Below are 22,742 nucleotides of genomic sequence, written 5' to 3' on the forward strand. Positions count from 1 at the left end.
ACGGACTCCAAAAAACGTGACAGTCGCGCAGCGACTCTCGAACCTCCCCTCTACCGCTTGCGGGAGAGGGGCCGGGGGTGAGGGAAGCGGTCGTGACCGCCCGGTTGCCCCCTTGCCTAGCAAACCCGATGCCAGATGTGCTGGCGCCAATTTTGCTACGCCGCTCCGGTACCCCACCGGCAGCCCCGACCATGCAGAACGACACCCCGACCCGCGCCGCCCCGGCCGCCCATGATTTTTCCGCCGACGCCTTCGGCTTCAATCCCGGCGTCAGCTTTGCGCCCGCGCCCCCCGCTGCACCCGATCCCGCCGCCGACGGCATGGCGGCGGCACTGGACTGGTCGGCCTACGCCAACTACGGCCAGGGCGACGCCTACGCCGGCATCCCGGCGCGCGGCGGGCACTACGCCCGCGCGGTGGCGGTGTGCATCGGCAATCGCCAGTGCCAGCGCGCCGAGCGCAAGGGCGTGATGTGCCCGAGCTTCCGCCTCACCGGCGAGGCCCAGCATTCGACCCGCGGGCGCGTGGAAGCGCTCAAGGCGGTGCTCAACGCCGACGGCGCCGAGATCGATTTCGACAGCCCCGAGCTGGCCGCCGCCATGGAGCTGTGCGTCGGCTGCAAGGGCTGCAAGCGCGAATGCCCCAACGGCGTGGACATGGCCCTGCTGCGCACCGAATACCTGGCCCAGCGCGCCAGGAAGCACGGCCTCGCGCCGCGCGAGCGCGTGTTTGCCCACAGCACGCGCTGGCTGGAGCGCTGGCCCTGGCTGGGCCGCCTGATCCGCCTGCGCAACCGCCTGCCGCTGGCCGCCCGCCTGGGCGAGCGCTGGCTGGGGCTGGCCGCCGCGCGCCGCCTGCCCGAGCCAGCGCCGCGGCCCTTCGCCGCGCCGCCCGCGCCGGCCGCCGAGGCCGAGCGCCCGCGCGTCGCCCTGCTCGTGGACAGCTTCACCCGCCACTTCGAGCCGGGCAACGCCACCGCCGCCATCGAAGTGCTCAGCGCGGCCGGATACGCAGTACAGCTCATCGAACCGGCCACCGACGACGCCACGCCGCAGCGCGCGCTGTGCTGCGGGCGCAGCCTGCTGTCCAACGGCCTCATCGACGAGGCGCGGACTGAAGCGCAACGCCTGGTCGCCGCGCTCGCCCCGGCGATCGCCGCCGGCATCCCGGTGGTCGGCCTGGAGCCCTCCTGTCTCTACATGCTGAAGGACGAGTACTACAGCCTCGGGCTGGGCGCGGAGGTGGACAAGCTTGCCAAACAGGCCTTCCTGTTCGAGGAATTCGTCACCAGGGAGCACGCCGCCGGCCGCTTCAAGCTCGCCTTCGGGCCGCTCGCCGGCGAGAAAGTGCTGGTCCACGGCCACTGCCACCAGAAGGCCTATGGCGGCATGAAACCGCTCAAGAAGGCGCTGGCGCTGATCCCGCAGCTCGACCTGGAGATCATCGAGGCCGGCTGTTGCGGCATGGCCGGCAGCTTCGGCCACGAGGCCGAACACCACGCGCTGAGCCTGCAGATGGCCGAAGCCGAGCTGCTGCCGGCGCTGCGTGCGGCGCCGGAGGCCACGGTGGTGGCCGACGGGTTCTCGTGCCGGCAGCAGATCCACGATGGCGCGGGGCGCCGCGCGGTGCATGCGGCAGTGTTGATGCGGCGGGCGATGGCGGGCTGAACGGCCCGGCACACTCGGCCGACCTTTACTTGAGTCCCTCCCCCTTCAAGGGGGGCGAAGCCGGGGTTTCGCGAAGCACTGCTTCGCGCCGGCTGAGCGGGCCGGCTGTGCAAAGCCGGCCCTGGGCGGACAGGAGGGGGATGGGTTCGCAGCGGGCGTTGTCGGCGCTCGTATTGCCTCAGGAGAAACCCATCCCCACCCCAACCCTCCCCTTGAAGGGGAGGGAGCACAAACCCCACACCGCCCCCACACATTGTCGGTTTCCGCACATAGCCGCTACGCGCGCAAACCGCAGCGCACGCGCTTCCAGGCCACCCACCGCCGCTGGCACAACCCTTGCACCACCCCCAGCGAACCGTCCCTGGAGCACCACCGTGAAAGCCTCCGACATCGCCGCCCTGCTGGACGAGCCGGCCTGTGCGCACAACAAGAAGGAAAAGTCCGGCTGTGCGCGGCCCAAGCCCGGCGCCTCGGCTGGCGGCTGTGCCTTCGACGGCGCGCAGATCGCCTTGCTGCCGATCGCCGACGTCGCGCACATCGTGCACGGGCCGATCGCCTGCGCGGGCAATTCCTGGGACAACCGCGGCACCCGCTCCTCCGGCCCCACGCTCTACAAGATCGGCATGACCACCGATCTCTCCGAGCAGGACGTGATCATGGGCCGTGGCGAGAAGCGCCTGTTCCACGGCATCAAGCAGGCCATCGACCGCTACAGCCCGGCCGCCGTGTTCGTCTACAACACCTGCGTGCCGGCGCTGATCGGCGACGACGTGGACGCGGTGTGCAAGGCCGCCACCGAGCGCTGGGGCGTGCCGGTGGTGCCGGTGGATTCGGCCGGCTTCTACGGCACCAAGAACCTGGGCAACCGCATCGCCGGCGAGGCCATGTTCAAGCACGTCATCGGCACCCGCGAGCCGGACCCGCTGCCTGCGGACGCGGTGCCGCCGGGCATCACCGTGCACAACATCAACCTGATCGGCGAATACAACATCGCCGGCGAGCTGTGGCACGTGATGCCGCTGCTCGACGAGCTCGGCATCCGGGTGCTGTGTACGCTCTCCGGCGACGCGCGCTTCCACGAGGTGCAGACCATGCACCGCGCGGAGGTGAGCATGCTGGTGTGCGCCAAGGCGTTGATCAACGTGGCGCGCAAGATCGAGGAGCGCTGGGGCGTGCCCTGGTTCGAGGGCAGCTTCTACGGCATCACCGACACCAGCCAGGCGCTACGCGACATCGCCCGCATCATCGACGACCCGGACCTGATCGCCCGCACCGAAGCGCTGATCGCCCGCGAGGAAGCCCGTGTGCGCGCCGAACTGGAAGTCTGGCGCCCGCGCCTGGCGGGCAAGCGCGTACTGCTGTTCACCGGCGGGGTGAAGAGCTGGTCGGTGGTCTCCGCGCTGCAGGACCTGGGCATGAACGTGGTCGCCAGCGGCACCAAGAAATCCACCGAGGAAGACAAGGCCCGCATCCTGGAGCTGATGGGCGACAAGGCCATCATGTTGAAGAGCGAAGGCGCGCGCGACCTGCTCAACGCGGTCTATGAACTCAAGGCGGACCTGCTGATCGCCGGCGGACGCAACCTCTACACCGCGCTCAAGGCGCGGCTCCCCTTCCTCGACATCAACCAGGAACGCGAATTCGCCTACGCCGGCTACGAGGGCATGAAGGAGCTGGTACGCCAGCTCGCACTCACCCTCGAATCCCCGGTGTGGGAGGCGGTGCGCCGCCCGGCGCCGTGGTCGGCCAAGGCCATGGTGGTGGCCGGCCCCGAGATGGGCGACAGCCCGGACGCCGAGGACGACGAACCGGCCGCCGCCGGCGTCGGCGACGCAGCTTTCGACCCGCTGGCCGCCGCCTGAGGAGCCCGAACCATGGCTGAGATCATCCGTCACCCCAAGGCCCTGTCGGTCAATCCGCTCAAGTCCTCGGCGCCGGCCGGCGCGGCGCTGGCCTGCCTGGGCATCAATCGCGGCATGCCGGTGTTCCACGGCTCGCAGGGCTGCACCGCCTTCGCCAAGGTGTTCTTCGTCCGCCACTTCCGCGAGCCCATCCCGCTGCAGACCACCGCGATGGACCAGGTCGCCACGGTGATGAGCGCGGACGAGAACGTCATCCAGGCGCTTGCCACGGTGTGCGGCAAGAGCAAGCCCGCGCTGGTGACGCTCGCCACCACCGCGCTGGCCGAGACCCAGGGCACCGACATCGCCCGCCTGCTGCGCGAATTCCGCGCCCAGCACCCGGAGTTCGAGCACATCCCGGTCGCCGCGGTGAACACCCCGGACTTCTCCGGCTGTCTGGAAAGCGGCTACGCGACCACGGTGAAAGGCATCATCGACGCCGCGGTGCCGGAAACCCGTCACGCCGGCCGGCGCAAGAAGCAGGTGAACCTGCTGCTCGGCAGCCACCTCACGCCGGGCGACGTGGAAGCGATCAAGGAATGGGTGGAAGCCTTCGGCCTGCGCCCGGTCGCGGTGCCGGACCTGGCCGACTCGCTCGATGGCCACATCGTCGCCGAGGACTTCCTGCCGGTCACCCTGGGCGGCACCCCGGTAGGCGAGCTCGCTTCCCTGGGCGAGGCGGCCGCCACCCTCGTCGTCGGCCGCGCGCTCAACGCCGCCGCCGACCTGCTCGCCGAACGCACCGCGGTGCCCGACTGGCGCTTCGACGGCCTGATGGGCCTGGAGGCCTGCGACCGCTTCACCGCGCTGCTGGCCGAGCTCTCCGGGCAGAAGGTGCCCGACAGGATCGAACGCCACCGCGCCCAGCTGCAGGACGCGATGGTCGACACCCACTTCATGACCGGCCTGCGGCGCGTGGGGCTGGCCGCCGACCCCGACCTGCTGCACCAGCTGGCGACCTGGCTGGCCGGCATGGGCAGCGAGATCGTCGCCGCGGTGGCACCGGTAAAGGCCGCCGTGCTGGCCGACATCCCCGCCGCCAGCGTGCATGTGGGCGACCTGGAAGACCTCGAAGACCTCGCCCGCGCGGCCGGCGCCGAACTGCTGCTGGGCAACTCGCACGTCGCCGCCACCGCCGGGCGCCTGGGCGTGCCGCTGCTGCGCGCCGGCATGCCGCAGTACGACCTCATCGGCGGCCACTGCAAGACCTGGGTGGGCTACCGGGGCACCCGGCAGGCCCTGTTCGATCTGGCCAACCTGGTGGTGCAAAACCATGAGCACATCGCCCCCTACCGCGCCCGGCTTGTCGTGCGTGACGACCGCGACGCCGCGCCGCCGCAGGCTGCGGCTGGTGGCCGGCACTGACGGCACGGAGCGCGCCATGGAGAGCGTACGCATCGCCTTCGCCAGCACCGACCGCGCCACGGTGAACCAGCACTTCGGTGCCGCCGAGGCCTTTGCCATCTTCGAGGTCGGCGCGCAAGCCTCGCAGCTCGTGGAAGTGTGCGAATTCATCGACACCGCGCAGGACGGCAACGAGAACAAACTGCCGGGCAAGATCGCCACGCTGGCCGGCTGCGGCGCGGTGTATTGCCTGGCGGTGGGCGCCTCGGCGGTCAAGCAGCTGCTCGCCGCCGGCGTGCAGCCGGTGCGAGTGGAAGAAGGCGCCTGCATCGAGGCGCTGATCGCCGACATCCAGGCCGAACTCGCCTCCGGAGCCACCGGCTGGCTGGCCAAGGCGCTCAAGAGCCGGGCGCCGGCCGACAGCGCGCGCTTCGACGAGATGGAAGCGGAGGGCTGGCAGGAATGAGTGCCACCACCGCCCCGCAGCCGATGATCGCGCGCGCCGGACGCATCGTGGCGGTGGCCGACGACCGCCTCACCGTGCGCTTCGAGCGCCAGTCCGCCTGCTCGGCCTGCCGCGCCGCCAAGGCCTGTGCCGGCAACACGCCGGAGAGCGAACTGGTGATAGCCCGCCCCGCCGGCCGCCACTACTGCACCGGCGACACCGTACAGGTGGGCGTCGCCGAAGACGTCGCCCTGCGCGCCACGCTGGCCGCCTACCTGGTGCCGCTGGGCGGCTTCGTGCTGGCCATGCTGGCGGCGGCCGCCCTCGGCCTGCCGGACGCCGCGGTGCTGGCCGCCAGCCTCGCCGGACTGGGCGCCGGCTTCATGGCGCTGCGGCGCATCGCCCGCAATCCCGGAATTCAACTCCAGCCCGCGCTGCTCGAGGCGGGCACCTCCAAACTCGACCAGGAGATCCACCCATGAGCACCACCGCCATCGTCCCGGAAATCAGCCCCGAGCTCGCCGGCACCGACTTCATCAAGGAAATGGTGCGCCAGACCCGCGCCGTGGACAGCTACGGCAGCTACGACGGCTGGCCCACCGACCGCCTGCTCGCGCCCTACATCGTCACCAAGGAACAGCGCCGCGACATCCCGGTCATCGGCGACCCGGACGACATCATCCTGGCGCGCGTCAAGGCCTACCACAACGCCATCGCCGCGCTGATCGAGAAGGAATGCGGGCGCATGGCCGTGCCGCTGATCAACATCACCCACGAAGGCTTCGGCCGCGCGCTCATCACCGTCGGCAAGCTGGTGGTCATGGACCGCACCCTGCGCGACGTGCACCGCTTCGGCTTCGACAGCTACTCCAAGATGAAGGACGACTGCGACAAGCACCTCTCCGTCGCCCTGGAAATCATCGGCAAGTACCCGGAAGTCGCCGGCCTGTAAGGAGCACGACCATGACCGAAGAGGAACTCAAGGCGCTCGAGAAGGAGGTGCGCAAGCTCAAGCGCATCTCCAGCGAATGGGCCTCGCAGCTGCATGACCTGGTGGAAGACCGCCTGCCCGCCGGCTACGAGGAAATCCCCGCCATCGCCCAGTCCACCTACGACGCCTGCAAGGCGTGGGCGGACGCCAACAAGCGCTTCAACGAGCTGAGCGCATCCGTAAACAGTTAAGGAAAGCATCATGAGCAACATCACCGGCCTGACCCGGGGCGGCGCCACCTGGGAACCGCAGTTCGTCCTCGAACTGGACGCCAAGAAGTGCATCGGCTGCGGCCGCTGCTACAAGGTCTGCCCGCGCAAGGTGTTCGACCTGGTCGAGCGCGACGAGGACGAGCTGGACGACGACCTCGACGACGACAACATGATGGTCATGACCCTGGCCGACGCCCTGGACTGTATCGGCTGCGGCGCCTGTGCGCGGGTGTGCCCGAAGAGCTGCCACACCCACGGCGCCGCCCCGGTCGCCGCCTGAGTGCCGCGCGCATGAACGACCTGGCGCTGATCCTGTACCACAAGCAGGCCACCAGCGGCATGGTGCGCTTCGCGCGCTTCGGCAACACCGTCCTCGCCGCCCGGCTCGAAGCCGGCGCCGGCGGGGACGTCCTGCCCCACCCCGCCCCGCTCGCCACCCAGGCCACCGGCCGCCTCGGCCTGCCCGCCGGCGCCGTGCGCGTGGACGGCGACTTCCAGGCCGACCTGCTCGCCCCCGGCGGCACGGTGGACGTGCGCCTGGGCGAGTTCACCACCATCGACCCGCCCTTCGACGCCGTGTCCGCGGCCGAAGGCCGCTTCGTCACCCTCACCGAAATCCGCGGAATTCCCGACACCGAGCGCGACGTGCTGCGCCTGGTGTATGAGCATGTGCTGGGGTGAGGATCGGTAGCGGGCGCCTGAAGGCATGCGCTCCGCTAGACTTTCGGCCGCTGGGGACATCAGAATGCGAGTTGCATTCTCGTTCCTTGATCCGGCTCCTTCATGCACGGCCAAACCGCCCCCACCGCCAAGACCTTCGCCACCCACCTGCGCACGACCCTGACCGATGCCGAGCGCAAGCTCTGGCAACGTCTCCGTGGCCGGCAACTCGGCACCAAGTTCCGCAGGCAGCATCCGTTCCAGGGGTATGTGCTCGACTTCGTGTGCCTGGAACACCGCCTCGTCGTGGAAGTAGACGGTTCGCAGCACGCTGAAGCTGTGCAGCACGACGCGGCGCGCACCCAGGTTCTGGCGCACGCGGGGTTTCGGGTGTTGCGGTTCTGGAACAATGAGGTGCTGATGGAGACGGATGCGGTGATTGAGGCGATTCTGGGGGCATTGAACCCATCCCCACCCCAGCCCTCCCCTTGAAGGGGAGGGAGTGGACCACGGCATTCTGCAGCTCGCTATAGCACTCCTGCGTTGATTAGCAGGTCCCTTCCCCTTCAAGGGGAAGGACAGGATGGGGATGGGTTTGAAACTGCGACAATCAGCCACGCGCCACCCCACCCCAATTCCCCGGAAACTTCTCCCCGTTCCCCAGTCGAAGTCCTCGACCCACCGCACAACACCCACGGAGCCCGCCGCATGAACCCGGAACAAACCCGCGCCCTGCTCACCATCGCCCTGATGGCCGCCTTTGCCGACGGCCACCAGGACGCGCGCGAGCGCGAGCATGTGCGTCGCATCGCCGAATCACTGTCACGCGAGGCCGGCGCCGACTTCATCACCCTCTACCAGGACGTGCTGCTGCGCCGCGTGAAGCTGGAAGATGCGTGCGCCGCACTCGAAGCACCCGAGTTGCGCCAGCTGGCCTACGAGACCGCGGTGGGCGTGTGCGACGCCGACGGCCACCACAGCGCGGACGAGACCGTCTTCCTTGAACGCCTCGCCGCCCTGCTCGGGCTGGACGCAGGACGTGCGCATGCGCTGGTCGACGAGGCCGACGCGCTGGCCGACGCCCCGGTCGACGGCGCCCTGCCGCCGGTGCCCGCCGACCTGCCGGCACCGCCTCCCGCCGCTACCCCGGCCGCCGCCCCGGCCCCCGACCAGGCGGAGCTCGACCGCATGATCCTCAACGCGTCCATCCTCAACGGCGCGCTGGAGCTGCTGCCGCAGTCGCTCGCCTCCTGGGCCATCATCCCGCTGCAGACCCGGCTGGTGTATCGCGTGGGCAAGAGCTACGGCTACGAGTTGGACCGCGGCCACATCACCGACTTCCTCGCCACCATCGGCGTCGGCCTCACCTCGCAGTACGTCGAGCAGTTCGGCCGCAAGCTCATCGGCGGCCTGCTCGGCAAGGTGCTCGGCAAGACCGGGCGGGCGATCGGCAGCGCGGCCACCGGCTCGGCCTTTTCCTTCGCCAGCACCTGGGCGCTGGGCCAGGTCGCCAAGCGCTACTACGGCGGCGGGCGCAAGCTCGATTCGGCCAGCCTCAAGCAGATGTTCGCCGGCCTGGTGGACGAAGCGCGCGGGCTGCAATCGCGCTACCAGCCGCAGATCGAGGAACGTGCGCGTACCCTGGACCTGAAGCAGATCACCGCACAACTGCGCGGCTGAACGGGCGCCGCCCGGCGCCACATGAGAGATCGCATGGGCCGCCCCGGCGGCCGTCTTAAGACCGCCTTAAGGCGCAGATTGCATAAGACGGCCTCCTGGCCAGCCATCTCCCCTCCATGTCCGCACATACCTTCAATCGTCGCGCCGCGACCCGCATCGGCGCCGTCAGCATCCTGCTCGCCATCCTCGCCAGCCTTGCCGGCTGGTTCGCCGCACAGGAGAGCGCCGAAGAAGCCACCGTCGACCTGGCCATCGAGGAATCCCAGCGCCTGCTGCGCCACTTCGACGCCCTGCACATGGACACCGAGGCCGGCCGCGCGCATGCGGCCACCGCCGCACAGGCCATCGTCGGCGGGCTCTTCGACATTGCCGAGATCTACGACGCCGCCGGCCGCAAGCTCGCCGAGGCCGCCACCGAGGTCGGCGAAGCCATCGAAGCGCAACTGCCCTCGCACGCCCGGCCGCTGCAGGGCGAGGCGGTCTATGACAGCCAGACGCTGCCGGACGGCCGCTGGGCGCTGCGGGTGTTCGTGCCGCTGGCCACCCTGGAGGAACCGGGCGAAGGCTTCTTCGAAGGGGTGCGGGTGATTCCCGCATGGCAGCAGGACCAGATCCTGCACGGCGCCCTCGCCACCGCCGGGCTGGCGGCCTTCGCCGCGCTGCTGTGCGGTGTGGCCATCTATCCGGTGGTGGTGCATCTGTCCGGGGAGAACGAGCGCAAGGCCCACGAGGTGCTCGACTCCCACATCGCCATGATGGAGGCGCTGGGCCGCGCCATCGCCAAGCGCGACTCCGACACCGGCATCCACAACTATCGCGTGGCCTGGACGGCCGCGCGCATCGCCGAGCGCATGGGCTTCCAGAAGACCGCCATGCAGTCGCTGATCGCCGGCAGCTTCCTGCACGACGTGGGCAAGATCGGCATCCCCGACACCATCCTGCTCAAGCCCGGCCGGCTGGACGAGGACGAGATGGCCATCATGCGCACCCACGTCACCCTGGGCGAGGAGATCGTCAAGGGCATGGGCTGGCTGGACGGGGCGCACGAAGTGGTCGCCGCCCACCACGAGAAATGGGACGGCAGCGGCTACCCGCGCGGCCTCGCCGGCTCGCAGATCCCGCTCGCGGCGCGCATCTTTGCGGTGGCCGACGTCTTCGACGCGCTGGGCTCGCGCCGCCCGTACAAGGAGCCGATGAGCTTCGGCCAGGCCCGCGCCATCCTGGAGCGCGACACCGGACGCCACTTCGACCCGGCGGTCATGGCCGTCTTCCGCGAGATCGCGCCGCAGATCCACGCCACCCTGTCGCAGTGCGACGAAGAGGAACTCCGCCGCCTGCTGACCGGCGCAGTCCGGCATCACTTCGACGTCTGAGGCGCCGCAGCCGCCACGTCCGCACCCCGCCCACTCGCATACAATCCCGCCATCACAAGCTGGATGCGGGCACCACCCGCGCGGAGTCCCGGATGAACCAGTTCCTGCCCGCATGGGCTCACCCCTGGCTGCACCCCATCACCACCGGCGTGCAGATCGTGCTGATCCTCGTCGGCGCCTGGCTACTGCGGACCTTGCTGCGCCACCTGGTCGGGCGCATCGGCGCCCGCCACGGCCTGCCGCCGGAGTTCGCCTTCGCGGTGCGCCGGCTGAGCAGCGTCGTCATCTACGCCGGCGCGGTGCTGCTGGTGCTGGACCGCCTGGGCGTGTCTGCCACCGTGCTGTGGACCGCCTTCACCGGCTTTGCCGCAGTCGGCGCGGTGGCCTTTTTCGCCGCCTGGAGCGTGCTGTCCAACATCTTCTGCAGCCTGCTCATCTTCACCACCCGCCCCTTCCGCCTGCACGACTGCATCGAACTACTGGAAAGCGGCGACAAGCCCGGCCTGAAAGGGGAGGTCATCGACATCAACCTGATCTACACCACCCTGCAGGAAACCGCCGAGGACGGCGCCAACACCGTGCTGCAGGTGCCCAACAGCCTGTTCTTCCAGCGCGCGACGCGTTGCTGGCGAGGGGCGTCGGGCTGACCCCGCTCACCGCAACACTACATGGCTGGCCAGCGCGAACGTCTAACACGGTTAGCTGATTTGCCAGCGCTACTTGCTGGCAAGCGATCTTGCCGGTGGCAATGGCTTACCGATTTGCAGTCTGTCCCATTTCGCTGGAACCCCAATTGCATGATAGATTTGCGCCTTGCTAGTTGAATAGTAATCAGGTGCAGGAGCAGCAATGCCAGACGATCAATATGTCGCCCTACTCGTATCCTCAGAAGGTGACAAAGCGGTTGGACCAATAATTGAGTTCATGCGAAGAACAGGATTAACATCCGGATGCTACGCATATAAATTCAGAGTCAAGAGCAAAGAAGACCTAATCCACAAGAAGAATCGTAAGACTCAAGAGAAACCACACTACAAGCTTGCTGATATTACTGACGTTGTCGGCGTGAGACTTGTCACTCTTTTCAAAGGAGAAATGCTTTCCACATACTCCAAGCTGATCGACATTCTCGCCTCAAACCCCGCAGACACTCAATTGCTGCACACAACACCAGAAGAGATCATCGTTTACAGAGGAACGTCTGCATTTGATGATCTAGCCAACGAAATTCAGAGCATTACCGAAGCAAAATTTGAAGCTCCGAACTTTGTTTCCAAGACGTCAGCAGAGGGATACTCGAGCATTCACATTATATGCCGGCACATCAAGAATATTAACGAGCTTAATGGCAGTGGCTATCAGTATCACCTCCCCATCGAAATTCAGATAAGAACCGTTTTCGAGGACGCATGGGGAGAGATTGACCACAAGTATGGGTACGTTATACGTGAAGGAAAGGATGCGGGGAGCCCGATAAACAATTCTCCGCATATTCTTTCTCACCTGAAAGTTCTGAAAGATTTCACAGACGCGTGCATGGACTACGCCGAATGCATTCGAAAAGAGGCTCTTCCAGAACTACTTGACTTGACAACCGGAACCACAAAAACGATATCTGTAGCTTCAGACGAGGACATACTTCAGAGATTCCTCAGCATGGGGATAGCTGAAGAATTCGTACAGCGCTATATTGAAGCACGTTCTTTACGCGACGAAGCTGCGGACGAATCTGGTGCAATTCACGACGGGCGAATCACAGCAGCGAGTAAGTACCTTCAGGCAGCTGATCTTTTTAGCTCCCTCTGCAACGAACTTACACGCGGTGATTTCGCTATTAGCCTAGACAGCGGGGGAAAACTTGCCTACTACTATTGCTCAATGAATGAAGCGCTATGCTTGATGTCAACCAACCTTCCTGAGTATATGAATGCAGCGATTGACAAGTATTCATTCATTGAAGCGCACTACAAAAACTACCCACTGGCAAAAATGCGCCTTGGCCAAGCGCTTTGCAAGGCGGGAAGACTAGAGGAATCCATCGAAAAATTGCGGCAAGCGGGTTCAGATTTCAGAGAACTCGGTGCAAAATCCCAAGAAGAAGGGGTCTGGAGTGACAATCTGCCACGTGCGGACTATGAACACATGGCCTTTACGCAGCCCAAGATTCTTGGTTTCACGCTGTGGAAAAAATCACAGAGACCAGGGTTTGTTTCCGTTCAAGAAAAGGCTGACCTTTACTTTGAAGCATATGAAACGACCTTGAAATGTCTCGATGCCAAAGAAGTCGACGCAAGAAGATATTTTGATGTTCAGAATAATCTCCTCTACTACTGCGTAGGTTTCGCCTATTGTGCTCCCAAGGACGACGTTCGGCTGAACGAGATCAGAAGCAAGATCCCCGACCTGCTTGACGGGATGGTCACAAAAGGCGGCGGCACTGATCAAATGCGGATCGAGGATCTAGATACTGTTTTTAAGGCCTATGCTTTCCTTGAAGATCCAAAGGCTAAGGAGATCGCACGGGATCTCATCCAAAGATGCCTGAGAAAGGACGCAAACCTCGTCACAACTCTACGCATTTCAATTGCCGAAGTAGCCCAAGAGTATCTAGACAGTGGCACGATTATTGCTATATGAGCGGGGTGCTTTGGCGTCATTCCGAATTTTTAGCTTGACTTTGCTTGTGAAGCCTTCAAAATGAAGGCGTCTTATCTGTGAAACCCACTAGGGCTTAGACGGGAGGTACCGAAATGCTGATTCCTAACGGAGATGGCTGAGAGAGTTCGGAAACCGGGATCGACAGAAGACTCGATATGCGCGAAGGGGCTGGGACACCAGCCCCTTCGTCCGTTCACGGACTGTATTCCGTACCTGATAGCAGCTACGTTGCTCAAAGGCCAGGGATCTTGGGCGATGTGACATACCCCTCGCTTCGTCAGCGAGATTTCTTGTCGCAAACCCGACAACCCCCCGCCCGCGTTCCGCTCCCGACAACGACGACAGCGCGACACCGCAACTAAATCAACGTCTTACACCACACACCCACGTGGCACGCCGCTTGCGACTTGTCTCCCGACACCCCTTCCCCCAGGAGAGACAAGATCATGATCACCCTGACCCCCACCGCGCTGAAGGCCGTCAGCCGCTTCATCACCGGTTCCGCCGACCCCGTGGCCGGGCTGCGCATCCATGTGCAGGGCGGCGGCTGTTCCGGGCTGCAGTACGGCATGAAGCTGGAGGCCGAGAAGGCCGACGACGACGTCACCGTTGAAGTGGATGGCGTGACCATCCTGGTCGACCCGTTCTCCGCGCCCATGCTCTCCGGCGTGACCGTGGATTACGTCGAGTCGCTCACCGGTTCCGGCTTCAAGTTCGAGAACCCCAATGCCTCGGGCGGCTGCGCCTGTGGGCAGTCCTTCTCCGCCTGATCGGGAGACGCCGCCATGTGGGACTACTCCGAAACCGTCAAGGAACACTTCTACAACCCGCGCAACGCCGGCCCGCTGCCGGAAGCCAATGCGATTGGCGAGGTGGGTTCGATTTCCTGTGGTGACGCGCTGCGCCTGATGCTGAAGGTTGAGCCCGAGTCCGAGAAGATCGTGGACGCGAGCTTCCAGACCTTTGGCTGCGGTTCGGCGATTGCGTCGAGCTCGGCGCTGACCGAGATGATCAAGGGCAAGACACTGGACGAGGCGCTGGCGGTGAGCAACCAGGACATCGCGGACTTCCTCGGCGGCCTGCCGCCCGAGAAGATGCACTGCTCGGTAATGGGCCGCGAAGCCCTGCAGAGCGCGGTGGCCAACTTCCGCGGCGAAGAGTGGAAGGACGATCACGAGGAAGGCGAGCTGATCTGCAAGTGCTTCGCCATCGACTCGGTGATGATCGAAGAGACCATCCGCGCCAACAACCTGTGCAGCGTGGAGCAGGTGACCAACTACACCAAGGCGGGCGGCGGCTGTTCCTCCTGTCACGAGGGCATCGAGGAGATCCTTGCCCGCGTGCTCGCCGAGCGTGGCGAGACCTTCTCGCCCGCGCCGCCGCCGGAAAAGAAGAAGCCCGGCAAGCTGTCCACGCTGGAGCGCATCCGCAGGATCGAACAGGTGATCGAGAAGGCGCGCCCCAACCTGCAGCGCGACCACGGCGACATCGAGCTGGTGGATGTGGACGGCAAGACCATCTACGTGGCCATGAAGGGCGCCTGCTCCGGCTGCCAGATGGAAGCACTCACCCTGGGCGGTGTCCAGCAGCAGATGATCGAAGCGCTGGGCGAGATCGTGAAGCTGGTGCCGGTGAAGCTGAAGACCCCGCCGCCGCTGGTGAACCCGAGCTGATCGACCACAACCTCGCCTGCCCCGTGGCCCGCCCCACCCCGGCGGGCCGCCCGAAACACGCCGGCGCCACCCGCCCGGCGGACCCGCGGAGAGCACCATGAGCACCCCGAATTCCCTGCTGAAGCCGATCTACCTGGACAACAACGCCACCACCCGCTGCTCGCCCGAAGCGGTGGCGGCGATACTGCCCTTCTTCACCGAGCAGTTCGGCAATCCGTCGTCCATGCACAGCTTCGGCGCCAAGGTGGGCCACGCGGTGAAGGCCGCGCGCGCTTCGCTGCAGAAGCTGCTGGGCGCGGAGTACGACTCCGAGATCATCTACACCTCCGGCGGCTCCGAGGCGGACAACACCGCCATCCTCTCGGCGCTCAAGGCCAACCCGGAAAAGAAGGAGATCATCACCACCACGGTGGAGCACCACGCGGTGCTGCACCTGTGCGACCAGTTGGAGAAGGAAGGCTACAAGGTCCACAAGCTCAAGGTGGACGGCCGCGGCCGGCTGGACCTGGCCGAATACCAGGCGCTGCTCTCCGACAAGGTGGCGGTGGTCTCGGTGATGTGGGCCAACAACGAGACCGGCACCTTCTTCCCGGTAGAGAAGATGGCCGAGATGGCGAAGGCCGCCGGCGTACTCTTCCACACCGACGCGGTGCAGGCGGTGGGCAAGATCCCGCTGGACCTGAAGAACTCCGCCATCGACATGCTCTCGCTGTCCGGCCACAAGCTGCACGGCCCCAAGGGCATCGGCGCGCTCTACCTGCGCCGCGGCGTGCGCTTCCGCCCGCTGCTGCGCGGCGGCGGCCAGGAACGCGGCCGGCGTGCGGGCACCGAGAACGTGCCGGCCATCGTCGGCCTGGGCGTGGCCGCCGAGCAGGCGCTGGAGCACATGAAGGAAGAGAACACCCGGGTGCGCGACCTGCGCGACCGCCTGCAGAACGCCATCCTCTCCGCGGTGCCCTGTTGCTTCGCCACCGGCGACGTGGACAACCGCCTGCCCAACACGCTCAACATCGCCTTCGAGTACGTGGAAGGCGAGGCCATCCTGATGCTGCTCTCCAAGCAGGGCATCGCCGCCTCCAGCGGCTCGGCCTGCACCTCGGGCTCGCTGGAACCCTCGCACGTGATGCGCGCGATGGGCATTCCCTACACCGCCGCGCACGGCACCATCCGCTTCTCGCTGTCGCGCGAGAACACGGTGGAAGAGATCGACCGGGTGGCTGCCGCGGTGCCCGGCATCATCGCCCAGCTGCGCAAGCTCTCGCCCTACTGGAACGGCGACGGCCCGGTGACCGACCCGGACAAGGCCTTCGCCCCGACCTACGCCTGAGCCCCCTGCGCCTCGCGGAGCCCCGCCATGAACAGCGATGCCCTGACCATGACTGCCGATGCTGCCACCCCCGGCCTGCTGCGCCTGCTGCGTGAAGACGTGCGCTGCGTGTTCGGCCGCGACCCCGCGGCGCGCACCGCCTGGGAGGTGCTCACCACCTACCCCGGCGTGCACGCCATCATGGCCTACCGCGTAGCGCACGCCATGTGGCGCCGCGGCTGGCGCTACCCGGCACGGCTGGTGAGCTTCATGGCGCGCGTGGTGAGCAACGTGGACATCCACCCGGGCGCGCGCATCGGCCGGCGCTTCTTCATCGACCACGGCGCCGGGGTGGTGATCGGCGAGACGGCGGAAGTCGGCAACGACGTCACCCTGTACCACGGCGTGACCCTGGGCGGCACTACCTGGAACCCCGGCAAGCGCCACCCCACGCTGGGCGACAACGTGGTGGTTGGCGCCGGCGCCAAGATCCTGGGCGCGATCACCATCGGCGCGCGGGTTCGGGTGGGCGCCAATTCGGTGGTGGTCAAGAACGTGCCCGCCGACCGCACCGTGGTGGGCATTCCGGCCCGCGTGGTGCGCCGCGACGCACCCATCCTCACCGCCACCGACGAGCTCAACCTGGACCACCACCTGCTGCCCGACCCGGTGGGCCACACGCTCAACTGCCTGCTCGACCGCATCAAGACGCTGGAAAGCGAACTGGGCGAACTGCGCCGCGCGGCCCCGGCCACGCGCGCGGCCATCCCCATCGTTTCCGCCACGCCCGACTGCCAGGCCAACACCGAGGCCGCCTGCCCCGAGTGCGCCTGCCAGCCCGAGACCAGCGAGGCACGCTGACATGGACCTGCTGCACTTCGATCCGCAACCCCTGTACTTCGACGACCCGCTGCCCGAAGGCGTGCTGGCACTGATCGAAGCCGCCGGCGCGTGCTATGGCGAACCCGAGGCCGAAGCCCTGCTCGACCGCGCGCATACCGCCGCCCCGGACCACCTGATGGTGCTGGTGGCGCGCTACCGCTACTACTTCTACCGCCACCGCCTGATTGAGGCCGACGCGGTGGTATGGCAGGCGGTGGCCACCGTCGCCGCGCGCCTGGGCCTGCCGGCCGACGGCCGCAACCTGGACGAGGAAGACATTGCAGTCGCGGCCCGGAAGTCGATGACCCTGACGCGCTTCTACCTCTCCGCGCTCAAGGCCGCCGCCTACGTGCGCCTGCGCCGGGGCGAGATCCCCGGCGCGGTGCGCCTGCTGGAAACCCTGGTGCGGGTCGATCAGGCCGACCGCCTCGGCGGCCAGGCCTTGCTCGACATCGCCCACGCGCATCAAGCGGAAGTGGCCGAACTGGCCGAACTCGACAACTGAAACCCTCACGGAGCCAACATCATGGATGAGCTGACCCTGGACGAAGCGATGGAAGAACTCTCCTCCGCCGAGGATTTCCTCGACTTCTTCGGCGTGGAGTACGACCCGGCGGTGGTGCACGTGAACCGCCTGCACATCCTGCAGCGCTACCACGACTACCTGGCCCACAACCCCGCGCCGGAAGGCGACGAGGCGGCCGCCCGCGCGCACTACCGCAGCTTCCTGGAAATGGCCTACCGCGACTTCACCACCTCGGACGCGGTCACCGAGAAGGTCTTCGCGGTGTTCCGCAAGGCCAGCGGCACGGCTTTCGTACCGCTGGAGGCGATCGGGCGTTGAGCCGTCGCACTCCTCCCCCTTCAAGGGGGGCGAAGCCGGGGTTTCGCGGAGCACTGCTCCGCGCCGGCTGAGCGGGCCGGCTGTGCAAAGCCGGCCCTGGACGGTTGGGAGGGGGATGGGTTTCCGCTGAGGTTGGCACGCTTTCCTTTGTGCCTCCCAAGAAACCCATCCCCACCCCAGCCCTCCCCTTGAAGGGGAGGGAGCCTTCTTTGTGACCGATTGAGATCCGCCCAGCTTCACCAACACGCTAGCACTCGGAACGACGCAATCATGCTGCACAAATACGACTACGGCGACGCCGTGCGCGTCACCCGCAACGTCCGCAACGACGGCACCTTTCCCGGCCAGGAGATCGGCGAGCTGCTGATGCGCCGCGGCAGCGTGGGCACGGTGATCGAGATCGGCACCTTTCTGCAGGACCAGATCATCTACACCGTGCATTTCCTCGAGGCCGACCGCATCGTCGGCTGCCGCGAGGAAGAGCTGATCGGTGCCGACGAACCGTGGAACCCGAGCCGCTTCGAGTCGCGCGAGAAAGTGCGCGCCGAGCGCGACTTCGCCATAGCCGGCGAAGTGGTGGCGCCGCGCGGCATGGTGGGCGAAGTGCTCAAGGTGATGCGCGACATGCCCGGCGGCGTGCATTACCACGTGATCTTCGGCGACCGCGTGCTGTGCATTCCGGAAGCCTCGCTGTCCGCGCTGTACCCGTCCGAAGCCGAGGAGGTGAACGCATGAACACCATGGCTTACTACGAGCTGCAGGCCGCGCACAGCCTGTTCGGCAAGGCGGCCGGCGCGCTGGACGAGCGCGAGAGCCGCAAGGTACGCGCGGTGGCCGAGCGCTACGCGGAAATCGAAGCCGCGGTGCTCGGCAGCGAGGAGGCGCGCGGGGTCTGCCTGCAGCCCGAGGCGGTGGCCGACGCCGAAGCCGAGATCCGCGAGCGCTACGACGACGACACCGCCTTCGACGCCGCACTGGACGATGCCGGCCTGAACCGCCAACGCCTGCACGCCGCCCTGCAACGCAGCCTGCTGGTGGACGCGGTGATGGCCCGCGTGGGCGCGCGCGTCGGCCCGGTGGGCGAGACCGAGGCGGAGATCTTCTACTACACCCACCGCGAACGCTTCCACAGCCCGGAAACGCGCAGCGCGCGCCACATCCTGATCACCATCAACGACGAATTCCCCGACAACCGCCGCGAGGTGGCCGAGCGGCGCATCGGCGAAATCGCCCGCCGCCTGGCGGCCAAGCCGGAGCGCTTCGCCGAACAGGCGATGAAACACTCGGAATGCCCCACGGCGCTCAACGGCGGCCTGCTCGGCGAAGTGCCGCGCGGCGAACTCTACCCGCAACTGGACGCCGCGCTGTTCGCGCTGCCTGAAGGCGGCATCAGCGCGGTGGTGGAGTCGGAGCTGGGCTTCCATCTGGTGCTGTGCGAACAGGTCAAGCCCGAACGCACCCTGCCGTGGGCGGAAGTAGCCGAATCGCTGTGCAAGCGCCTCACCGAGGAACGCGCGCGGCGCGAGACGAAGAGCTGGCTGCAAGCTTTGATGGCGGGCGCGGCGGCAAGCTGAACGCTGCGCTCCGCCAGCTCCCGGCTTGCGCTGCACTCCGTGCGGGCCACGCTCATGTAGGAGCGGCCTTGGCCGCGATGCAGCCGCCGTTTTGCCACAAGCCGTATCGCGGCCAAGGCCGCTCCTACACTCGCCGCGCGTCTTCCAGGTAGGCCATCATCGGCCCGAACACCTCGCTGGCCAGGTCGAAGAACTCCCCGTCCAACGGCTCCGCCAGCCCGCGCAGCGCGAGGCGATAGGCGGGGTCGCTGGCTTCGCCGAACGCCGCCTTCTGCCCGCCGCTCCATTTGCGCTGCGCCGCGCCGACGTTCTGCCCGCCCTCCACGTAGGCCCAGGCCGACTTGGGGTAGAAGTGCAGCGGACGCGTCAGCCCGACGCAGTAGTGGGCGACCAGCTCCGCCAGGCGTGCACGCGCATCTGCCGCCGGCACGGTGAGCAGGACGAAGTCGCCGTCGCGCGACACCCCGCGGGTGACGCATTCCACCCCGTCCGGCGGGTCGGCGCACAGCGCGAGATGGGCGAGCCAGGCGGCGAGGTAATCGGCGGCGCGGGTGTCGTCGTAGCGAGCACGCACCTGGCCGCCAGGGCGCAAATCGGTGAAGGCGGCGCTCAATTCCCAGGCTTCCCCGTCCAGCGTCAGCGCGAGGCGCAGTTCGTGCGCCGGCAGGCGTTCGCCCGCGCTGGCCGCGCGCAGGCGGCCGGCGTAGGCCTGCATGGCGGCCAGTTCGCCGCGCAGCGCGTCCTCGCCCAGCGCGCCGGCCGGGTACTCGGCGCCGGCACGGGCGAGCGCCAGCAGGGCGTCGTCGTCGGCCGTGTCCGCTTCCAGAAGCACAGGCACCAGACGGGCAGCCAGCGCCTGGCGGGCCGGCCAGTCGGGCAGGAAGGGCTCGACGTCGGCGAGTTCCTCCTCACCCTCGGGCAGGTCCAGGCCGAGGCGCTCGCGCAGCAGGTAACGGCAGGGATTGCGATAGAAGCGGGTGAGCTGGAGCAGCGACACATTGCGCCAGGCGGCATCCGGCGCGGGCAACGGCGCGGCAAAGAAGGGCGCGGCGGGGTCGCTGTCCGCGGCGTTGTCGTCCCCGGCATCGTCGGCCTCGTCCCCGCTGGCGGCGGGCGGGGCGATCTCTGCCGGCGCGGCGGCCGCGCCCAGGCGGGCGGCGAGCGCGGCGGCGTATTCCTCGTGGTAGCTGGCCAGGCGCGGGTCGCGCCCGGCGTCCGGCAGGAAGTAGTCGGCCGAGAAGGCCTGCAGCGGATGCGCCACGGTGAGCCGGCGGCGCGCGGCGGCGAGCGCGTCGGGGTTGGCCGGGTCGCTCGCGCAGGCTTCGGCGAGCAGGTCGAGCAGTTCATCGACCAGCACCGAGGGCGGCAGCTCGGCGCCGTCGCGCACGCTGCGCCCGGTGTAGGACAGGTGCAGCACCTCGCGCGCGGCGAGCAGCAGGTCGAGGAAGAGGTTGCGGTCGTCCACCCGGCGCTGGCGGTCGCCCTTGGCCGGAAAGGCGGCCATCAGGTCGAACTCCGCCGCACGGTCGCTGCCCGGGAAGGCGTCGCGGTCGAGGCCGACGATGGCCACCACCTTGTAAGGCAGACCGCGCAGCGTGGCCATCGCCGAGAAGGTGACCGCGCCGCCCGGCACGCCACCGCGCGCCGGGTCGTCCAGCCGAGCGGCCAGCGCCGGGCGCACCACGTCCAGCGGCAGGGCCTCGGCCAGCCCGGCGGCGCCGATGTCGGCGGCCAACGCGGCAATGGCGGCGCGCACTTCGCGCAGCTCGTCGGCCCAGCGGGCGTCGTCGGCCACCAGGCGGTCGAGCGCGTCGTTGAGGCTGCGCTGCCAGCCGGCTGCGTCCTGCGGTCGCAGCAACTGGTCGCGCAGCGTGCGCAGGGTCTCCGCATAGCGCCAGAAACGCCCGAGCGCCAGGCCGTCGCCGCCTTCCGGCCGGCCGGCACCCACCCGCCCCGCGAAAGGCGCGGCGCTGGCCGCCTCGCCGGCGGCCCAGGCGAGGAAAAGGCGGTGCAGGCCCTCTTCCAGCGTGTGGGCGGTGGCGTGCTCCGCATCCGCAGCACGCAGGCCCCAGCGGATGCCGGCCTCGCGCATCCACTCATGCACGGTCTCCAGCGCATCCACGTCGAGGTCGAAGCGCGCGGCCACCGCGGGCTGCTGCAGCAGGTCGAACACCCGGCTGGCCGGGAAGCGCCCGGCCACCAGCGCGAGCAGCGCGTCGAGCGCCTGGGCGACGGCGTTCTCGCGGGTGCCGCCCAGGCCGGTAATGCGCCACGGCATGCGGCGCGCGGCCGGCGCGGTGCCGAACACCGCCTCGATCAACGGCGCGGCGGATTCGAGGTCCGGGGTGAGGACGAGGACGTCCTCCGGGCGCAGCGCGGGGTCGGCGGCGAACAGGCCGAGCAGGCGGTCGTGCAGCACTTCGAGCTCGCGGGTGCGCGAGTGGCACACGTGCACCTCGACGCTGCGGTCGTCATCCGCCAGCGCCACGCCGCCCGCTTCGAGTTCGTTCAGGTCGAGGATGGCGTTATGGATCTGGGCGAGCAGGTGGCCGCCGGGATGGTCGACGAAGACCGCTTCTTCCTCGACCTCGTACTCGCCCTCGAACAGCAGGTCGATATGCGCCTGGGTCTGCCGCCCCCAGGCGGCCAGCAGGCGGTTGCCGGTGTCGAGGAACATGTCCTGCTGGCGGGCGGCGAGCCAGGACAGACGGCGCGCGTCGACCACGTCGAACCAGTATTCGCGGCAGGGGTTCAGGGTGTAGAGCTGCACGTCCACCACGCGTGCGAGTTCGCGCAGCATGTCGAGGTAGAGCGGCGGCAACGCCGGCAGGCCGACCACGTGCACGGTGCGCGGCAGGCCGAGCCCGGCCAGTTCGCCCTCGTCCATCGCCGTGACCGCGCGCAGGAAGGCCGCCGCCGGGTGCTCGCGGCGCTGCGGCATGGCGGCCTGGATGCGGCGCCACAGCTCGGCCTGCCAGGCTTCGTCGGCGCGCTGGGCCTCATCGGCCTCGCGCCCGCCGAGCGCGCTGCGCCCTTCGGCCCAGGCCGCCAGCCAGCGCGGGCGGTAGGTGAGGTAGTGGTCGAACACCCGCGCGATGCGTTCGGCGAGCTCGAAACGCATGCGTGCATCGGCCGCGGCCAGGTAGCCGGCCAGGCGCGGGTGTGCCGCCACCCAGCCGCCCTCGCCCAGCAGACCGAAGATGCGCCAGGCGAGCAGCGCCGGAGCGTAGGGCGAGCGCGCCTCGACCGTGGGCACCACGCGGCCGATCTGCTGCCACAACCACTGCGCGAGGAAGTCGAACTGCAGGTCGGCGGCAACGCCCTCGCGCTCCGCCACCGCCAGTTCGATGCGCCGCCGGATGGCGCTGTTGGGCACCACCAGCTCGCGCCGCCCGAAGGGGCCGGGGCGCTCCTCGGCGAGGCGGGCGAGCAGCAACTCGAGCAGGGTTTCGAAACGGTTGGAGAAGGCGACGGCGAACATGCCGGGATGATCCCCGAAGCCCGCGCCGCTGTGAAGCGCGCTGCGCTTGTG

Annotated in this window: 23 protein-coding genes; 22 read left to right on the top strand and 1 reads right to left on the bottom strand. The window is 67.8% G+C overall.

Features of this window, described 5'->3' with window-relative positions:
* Positions 1–191 precede the first annotated feature (191 nt).
* The 22 genes from IAI53_RS11890 (at position 192) to nifM (ending at position 19,210) form a co-directional block, all read left to right on the top strand.
* A complete protein-coding gene (locus tag IAI53_RS11890) occupies positions 192–1,667 on the top strand; it encodes a (Fe-S)-binding protein (protein WP_225433304.1) in 1,476 nt (491 codons plus the stop codon).
* Between the two features lie 374 nt (positions 1,668–2,041).
* The gene (gene nifE, locus IAI53_RS11895) at positions 2,042–3,529 is read left to right on the top strand and encodes a nitrogenase iron-molybdenum cofactor biosynthesis protein NifE (RefSeq protein WP_187718413.1); all 1,488 of its coding nucleotides are present in this window, start codon (positions 2,042–2,044) and stop codon (positions 3,527–3,529) included.
* Positions 3,530–3,541: 12 nt separating this feature from the next.
* The gene (nifN, locus tag IAI53_RS11900) at positions 3,542–4,933 is read left to right on the top strand and encodes a nitrogenase iron-molybdenum cofactor biosynthesis protein NifN (protein ID WP_187718414.1); all 1,392 of its coding nucleotides are present in this window, start codon (positions 3,542–3,544) and stop codon (positions 4,931–4,933) included.
* 16 nt (positions 4,934–4,949) lie between these two features.
* A complete protein-coding gene (locus IAI53_RS11905) occupies positions 4,950–5,378 on the top strand; it encodes a NifB/NifX family molybdenum-iron cluster-binding protein (protein WP_225433305.1) in 429 nt (142 codons plus the stop codon).
* Positions 5,375–5,839: a SoxR reducing system RseC family protein gene (locus IAI53_RS11910; RefSeq protein ID WP_187718416.1), complete on the top strand. Its 465-nt coding sequence runs from the start codon at positions 5,375–5,377 to the stop codon at positions 5,837–5,839. Before IAI53_RS11905 ends, IAI53_RS11910 begins: the two co-directional genes overlap by 4 nt.
* Positions 5,836–6,309, top strand: a complete 474-nt coding sequence (locus IAI53_RS11915; protein ID WP_187718417.1) for a NifX-associated nitrogen fixation protein — start codon at positions 5,836–5,838, stop codon at positions 6,307–6,309. The genes IAI53_RS11910 and IAI53_RS11915 overlap by 4 nt, the downstream gene beginning before the upstream one ends.
* 11 nt (positions 6,310–6,320) lie before the next feature.
* Positions 6,321–6,539 carry a CCE_0567 family metalloprotein gene (locus IAI53_RS11920; RefSeq protein WP_107492179.1) on the top strand — a complete coding sequence of 73 codons (219 nt, stop codon included), beginning with the start codon at positions 6,321–6,323 and terminating at the stop codon, positions 6,537–6,539.
* Between the two features lie 10 nt (positions 6,540–6,549).
* Positions 6,550–6,840, top strand: a complete 291-nt coding sequence (gene fdxB / locus IAI53_RS11925) for a ferredoxin III, nif-specific (protein ID WP_187718418.1) — start codon at positions 6,550–6,552, stop codon at positions 6,838–6,840.
* An 11-nt stretch (positions 6,841–6,851) separates the two neighbouring features.
* Positions 6,852–7,241 (top strand): hypothetical protein, encoded by a 390-nt coding sequence (locus tag IAI53_RS11930; RefSeq protein WP_187718419.1) that lies wholly within the window; start codon positions 6,852–6,854, stop codon positions 7,239–7,241.
* A 102-nt stretch (positions 7,242–7,343) separates the two neighbouring features.
* Complete coding sequence (locus tag IAI53_RS11935) at positions 7,344–7,712, top strand: endonuclease domain-containing protein (RefSeq protein ID WP_187718420.1); 369 nt, start codon at positions 7,344–7,346, stop codon at positions 7,710–7,712.
* 216 nt (positions 7,713–7,928) lie between these two features.
* Entirely contained in the window at positions 7,929–8,900 is a 972-nt protein-coding gene (locus IAI53_RS11940; RefSeq protein WP_187718421.1) for a YcjF family protein, read from the top strand.
* Between the two features lie 116 nt (positions 8,901–9,016).
* Positions 9,017–10,273, top strand: coding sequence for an HD-GYP domain-containing protein (locus IAI53_RS11945; protein ID WP_187718422.1), 1,257 nt, complete (start codon positions 9,017–9,019; stop codon positions 10,271–10,273).
* Between the two features lie 92 nt (positions 10,274–10,365).
* Entirely contained in the window at positions 10,366–10,920 is a 555-nt protein-coding gene (locus IAI53_RS11950; protein ID WP_187718423.1) for a mechanosensitive ion channel family protein, read from the top strand.
* Positions 10,921–11,122: 202 nt separating this feature from the next.
* Positions 11,123–12,910, top strand: coding sequence for a RelA/SpoT-related domain-containing protein (locus tag IAI53_RS11955; protein ID WP_187718424.1), 1,788 nt, complete (start codon positions 11,123–11,125; stop codon positions 12,908–12,910).
* Between the two features lie 467 nt (positions 12,911–13,377).
* Positions 13,378–13,701, top strand: coding sequence for a HesB/IscA family protein (locus tag IAI53_RS11960; RefSeq protein WP_187718425.1), 324 nt, complete (start codon positions 13,378–13,380; stop codon positions 13,699–13,701).
* A 15-nt stretch (positions 13,702–13,716) separates the two neighbouring features.
* The gene (nifU, locus tag IAI53_RS11965; RefSeq protein ID WP_187718426.1) at positions 13,717–14,604 is read left to right on the top strand and encodes a Fe-S cluster assembly protein NifU; all 888 of its coding nucleotides are present in this window, start codon (positions 13,717–13,719) and stop codon (positions 14,602–14,604) included.
* 97 nt (positions 14,605–14,701) lie between these two features.
* Complete coding sequence (gene nifS / locus IAI53_RS11970) at positions 14,702–15,931, top strand: cysteine desulfurase NifS (RefSeq protein WP_222948285.1); 1,230 nt, start codon at positions 14,702–14,704, stop codon at positions 15,929–15,931.
* A 27-nt stretch (positions 15,932–15,958) separates the two neighbouring features.
* Positions 15,959–16,771, top strand: coding sequence for a serine O-acetyltransferase (gene cysE / locus IAI53_RS11975; RefSeq protein ID WP_187718427.1), 813 nt, complete (start codon positions 15,959–15,961; stop codon positions 16,769–16,771).
* Position 16,772: 1 nt separating this feature from the next.
* Positions 16,773–17,297: a hypothetical protein gene (locus IAI53_RS11980; RefSeq protein WP_187718428.1), complete on the top strand. Its 525-nt coding sequence runs from the start codon at positions 16,773–16,775 to the stop codon at positions 17,295–17,297.
* Between the two features lie 21 nt (positions 17,298–17,318).
* Entirely contained in the window at positions 17,319–17,636 is a 318-nt protein-coding gene (gene nifW, locus IAI53_RS11985; RefSeq protein WP_187718429.1) for a nitrogenase-stabilizing/protective protein NifW, read from the top strand.
* 270 nt (positions 17,637–17,906) lie between these two features.
* Entirely contained in the window at positions 17,907–18,371 is a 465-nt protein-coding gene (locus IAI53_RS11990) for a nitrogen fixation protein NifZ (RefSeq protein WP_187718430.1), read from the top strand.
* Positions 18,368–19,210, top strand: a complete 843-nt coding sequence (gene nifM, locus IAI53_RS11995) for a nitrogen fixation protein NifM (RefSeq protein WP_187718431.1) — start codon at positions 18,368–18,370, stop codon at positions 19,208–19,210. The genes IAI53_RS11990 and nifM overlap by 4 nt, the downstream gene beginning before the upstream one ends.
* A 124-nt stretch (positions 19,211–19,334) precedes the next feature.
* On the opposite strand, the gene recC is transcribed toward nifM, so the two are convergent.
* Positions 19,335–22,691 carry an exodeoxyribonuclease V subunit gamma gene (gene recC, locus IAI53_RS12000; protein ID WP_187718432.1) on the bottom strand — a complete coding sequence of 1,119 codons (3,357 nt, stop codon included), beginning with the start codon at positions 22,689–22,691 and terminating at the stop codon, positions 19,335–19,337.
* Positions 22,692–22,742: the final 51 nt, after the last annotated feature.

Origin of the sequence: Thauera sedimentorum, from assembly GCF_014489115.1 — a bacterium.
Lineage (GTDB): Bacteria > Pseudomonadota > Gammaproteobacteria > Burkholderiales > Rhodocyclaceae > Pseudothauera > Pseudothauera sedimentorum.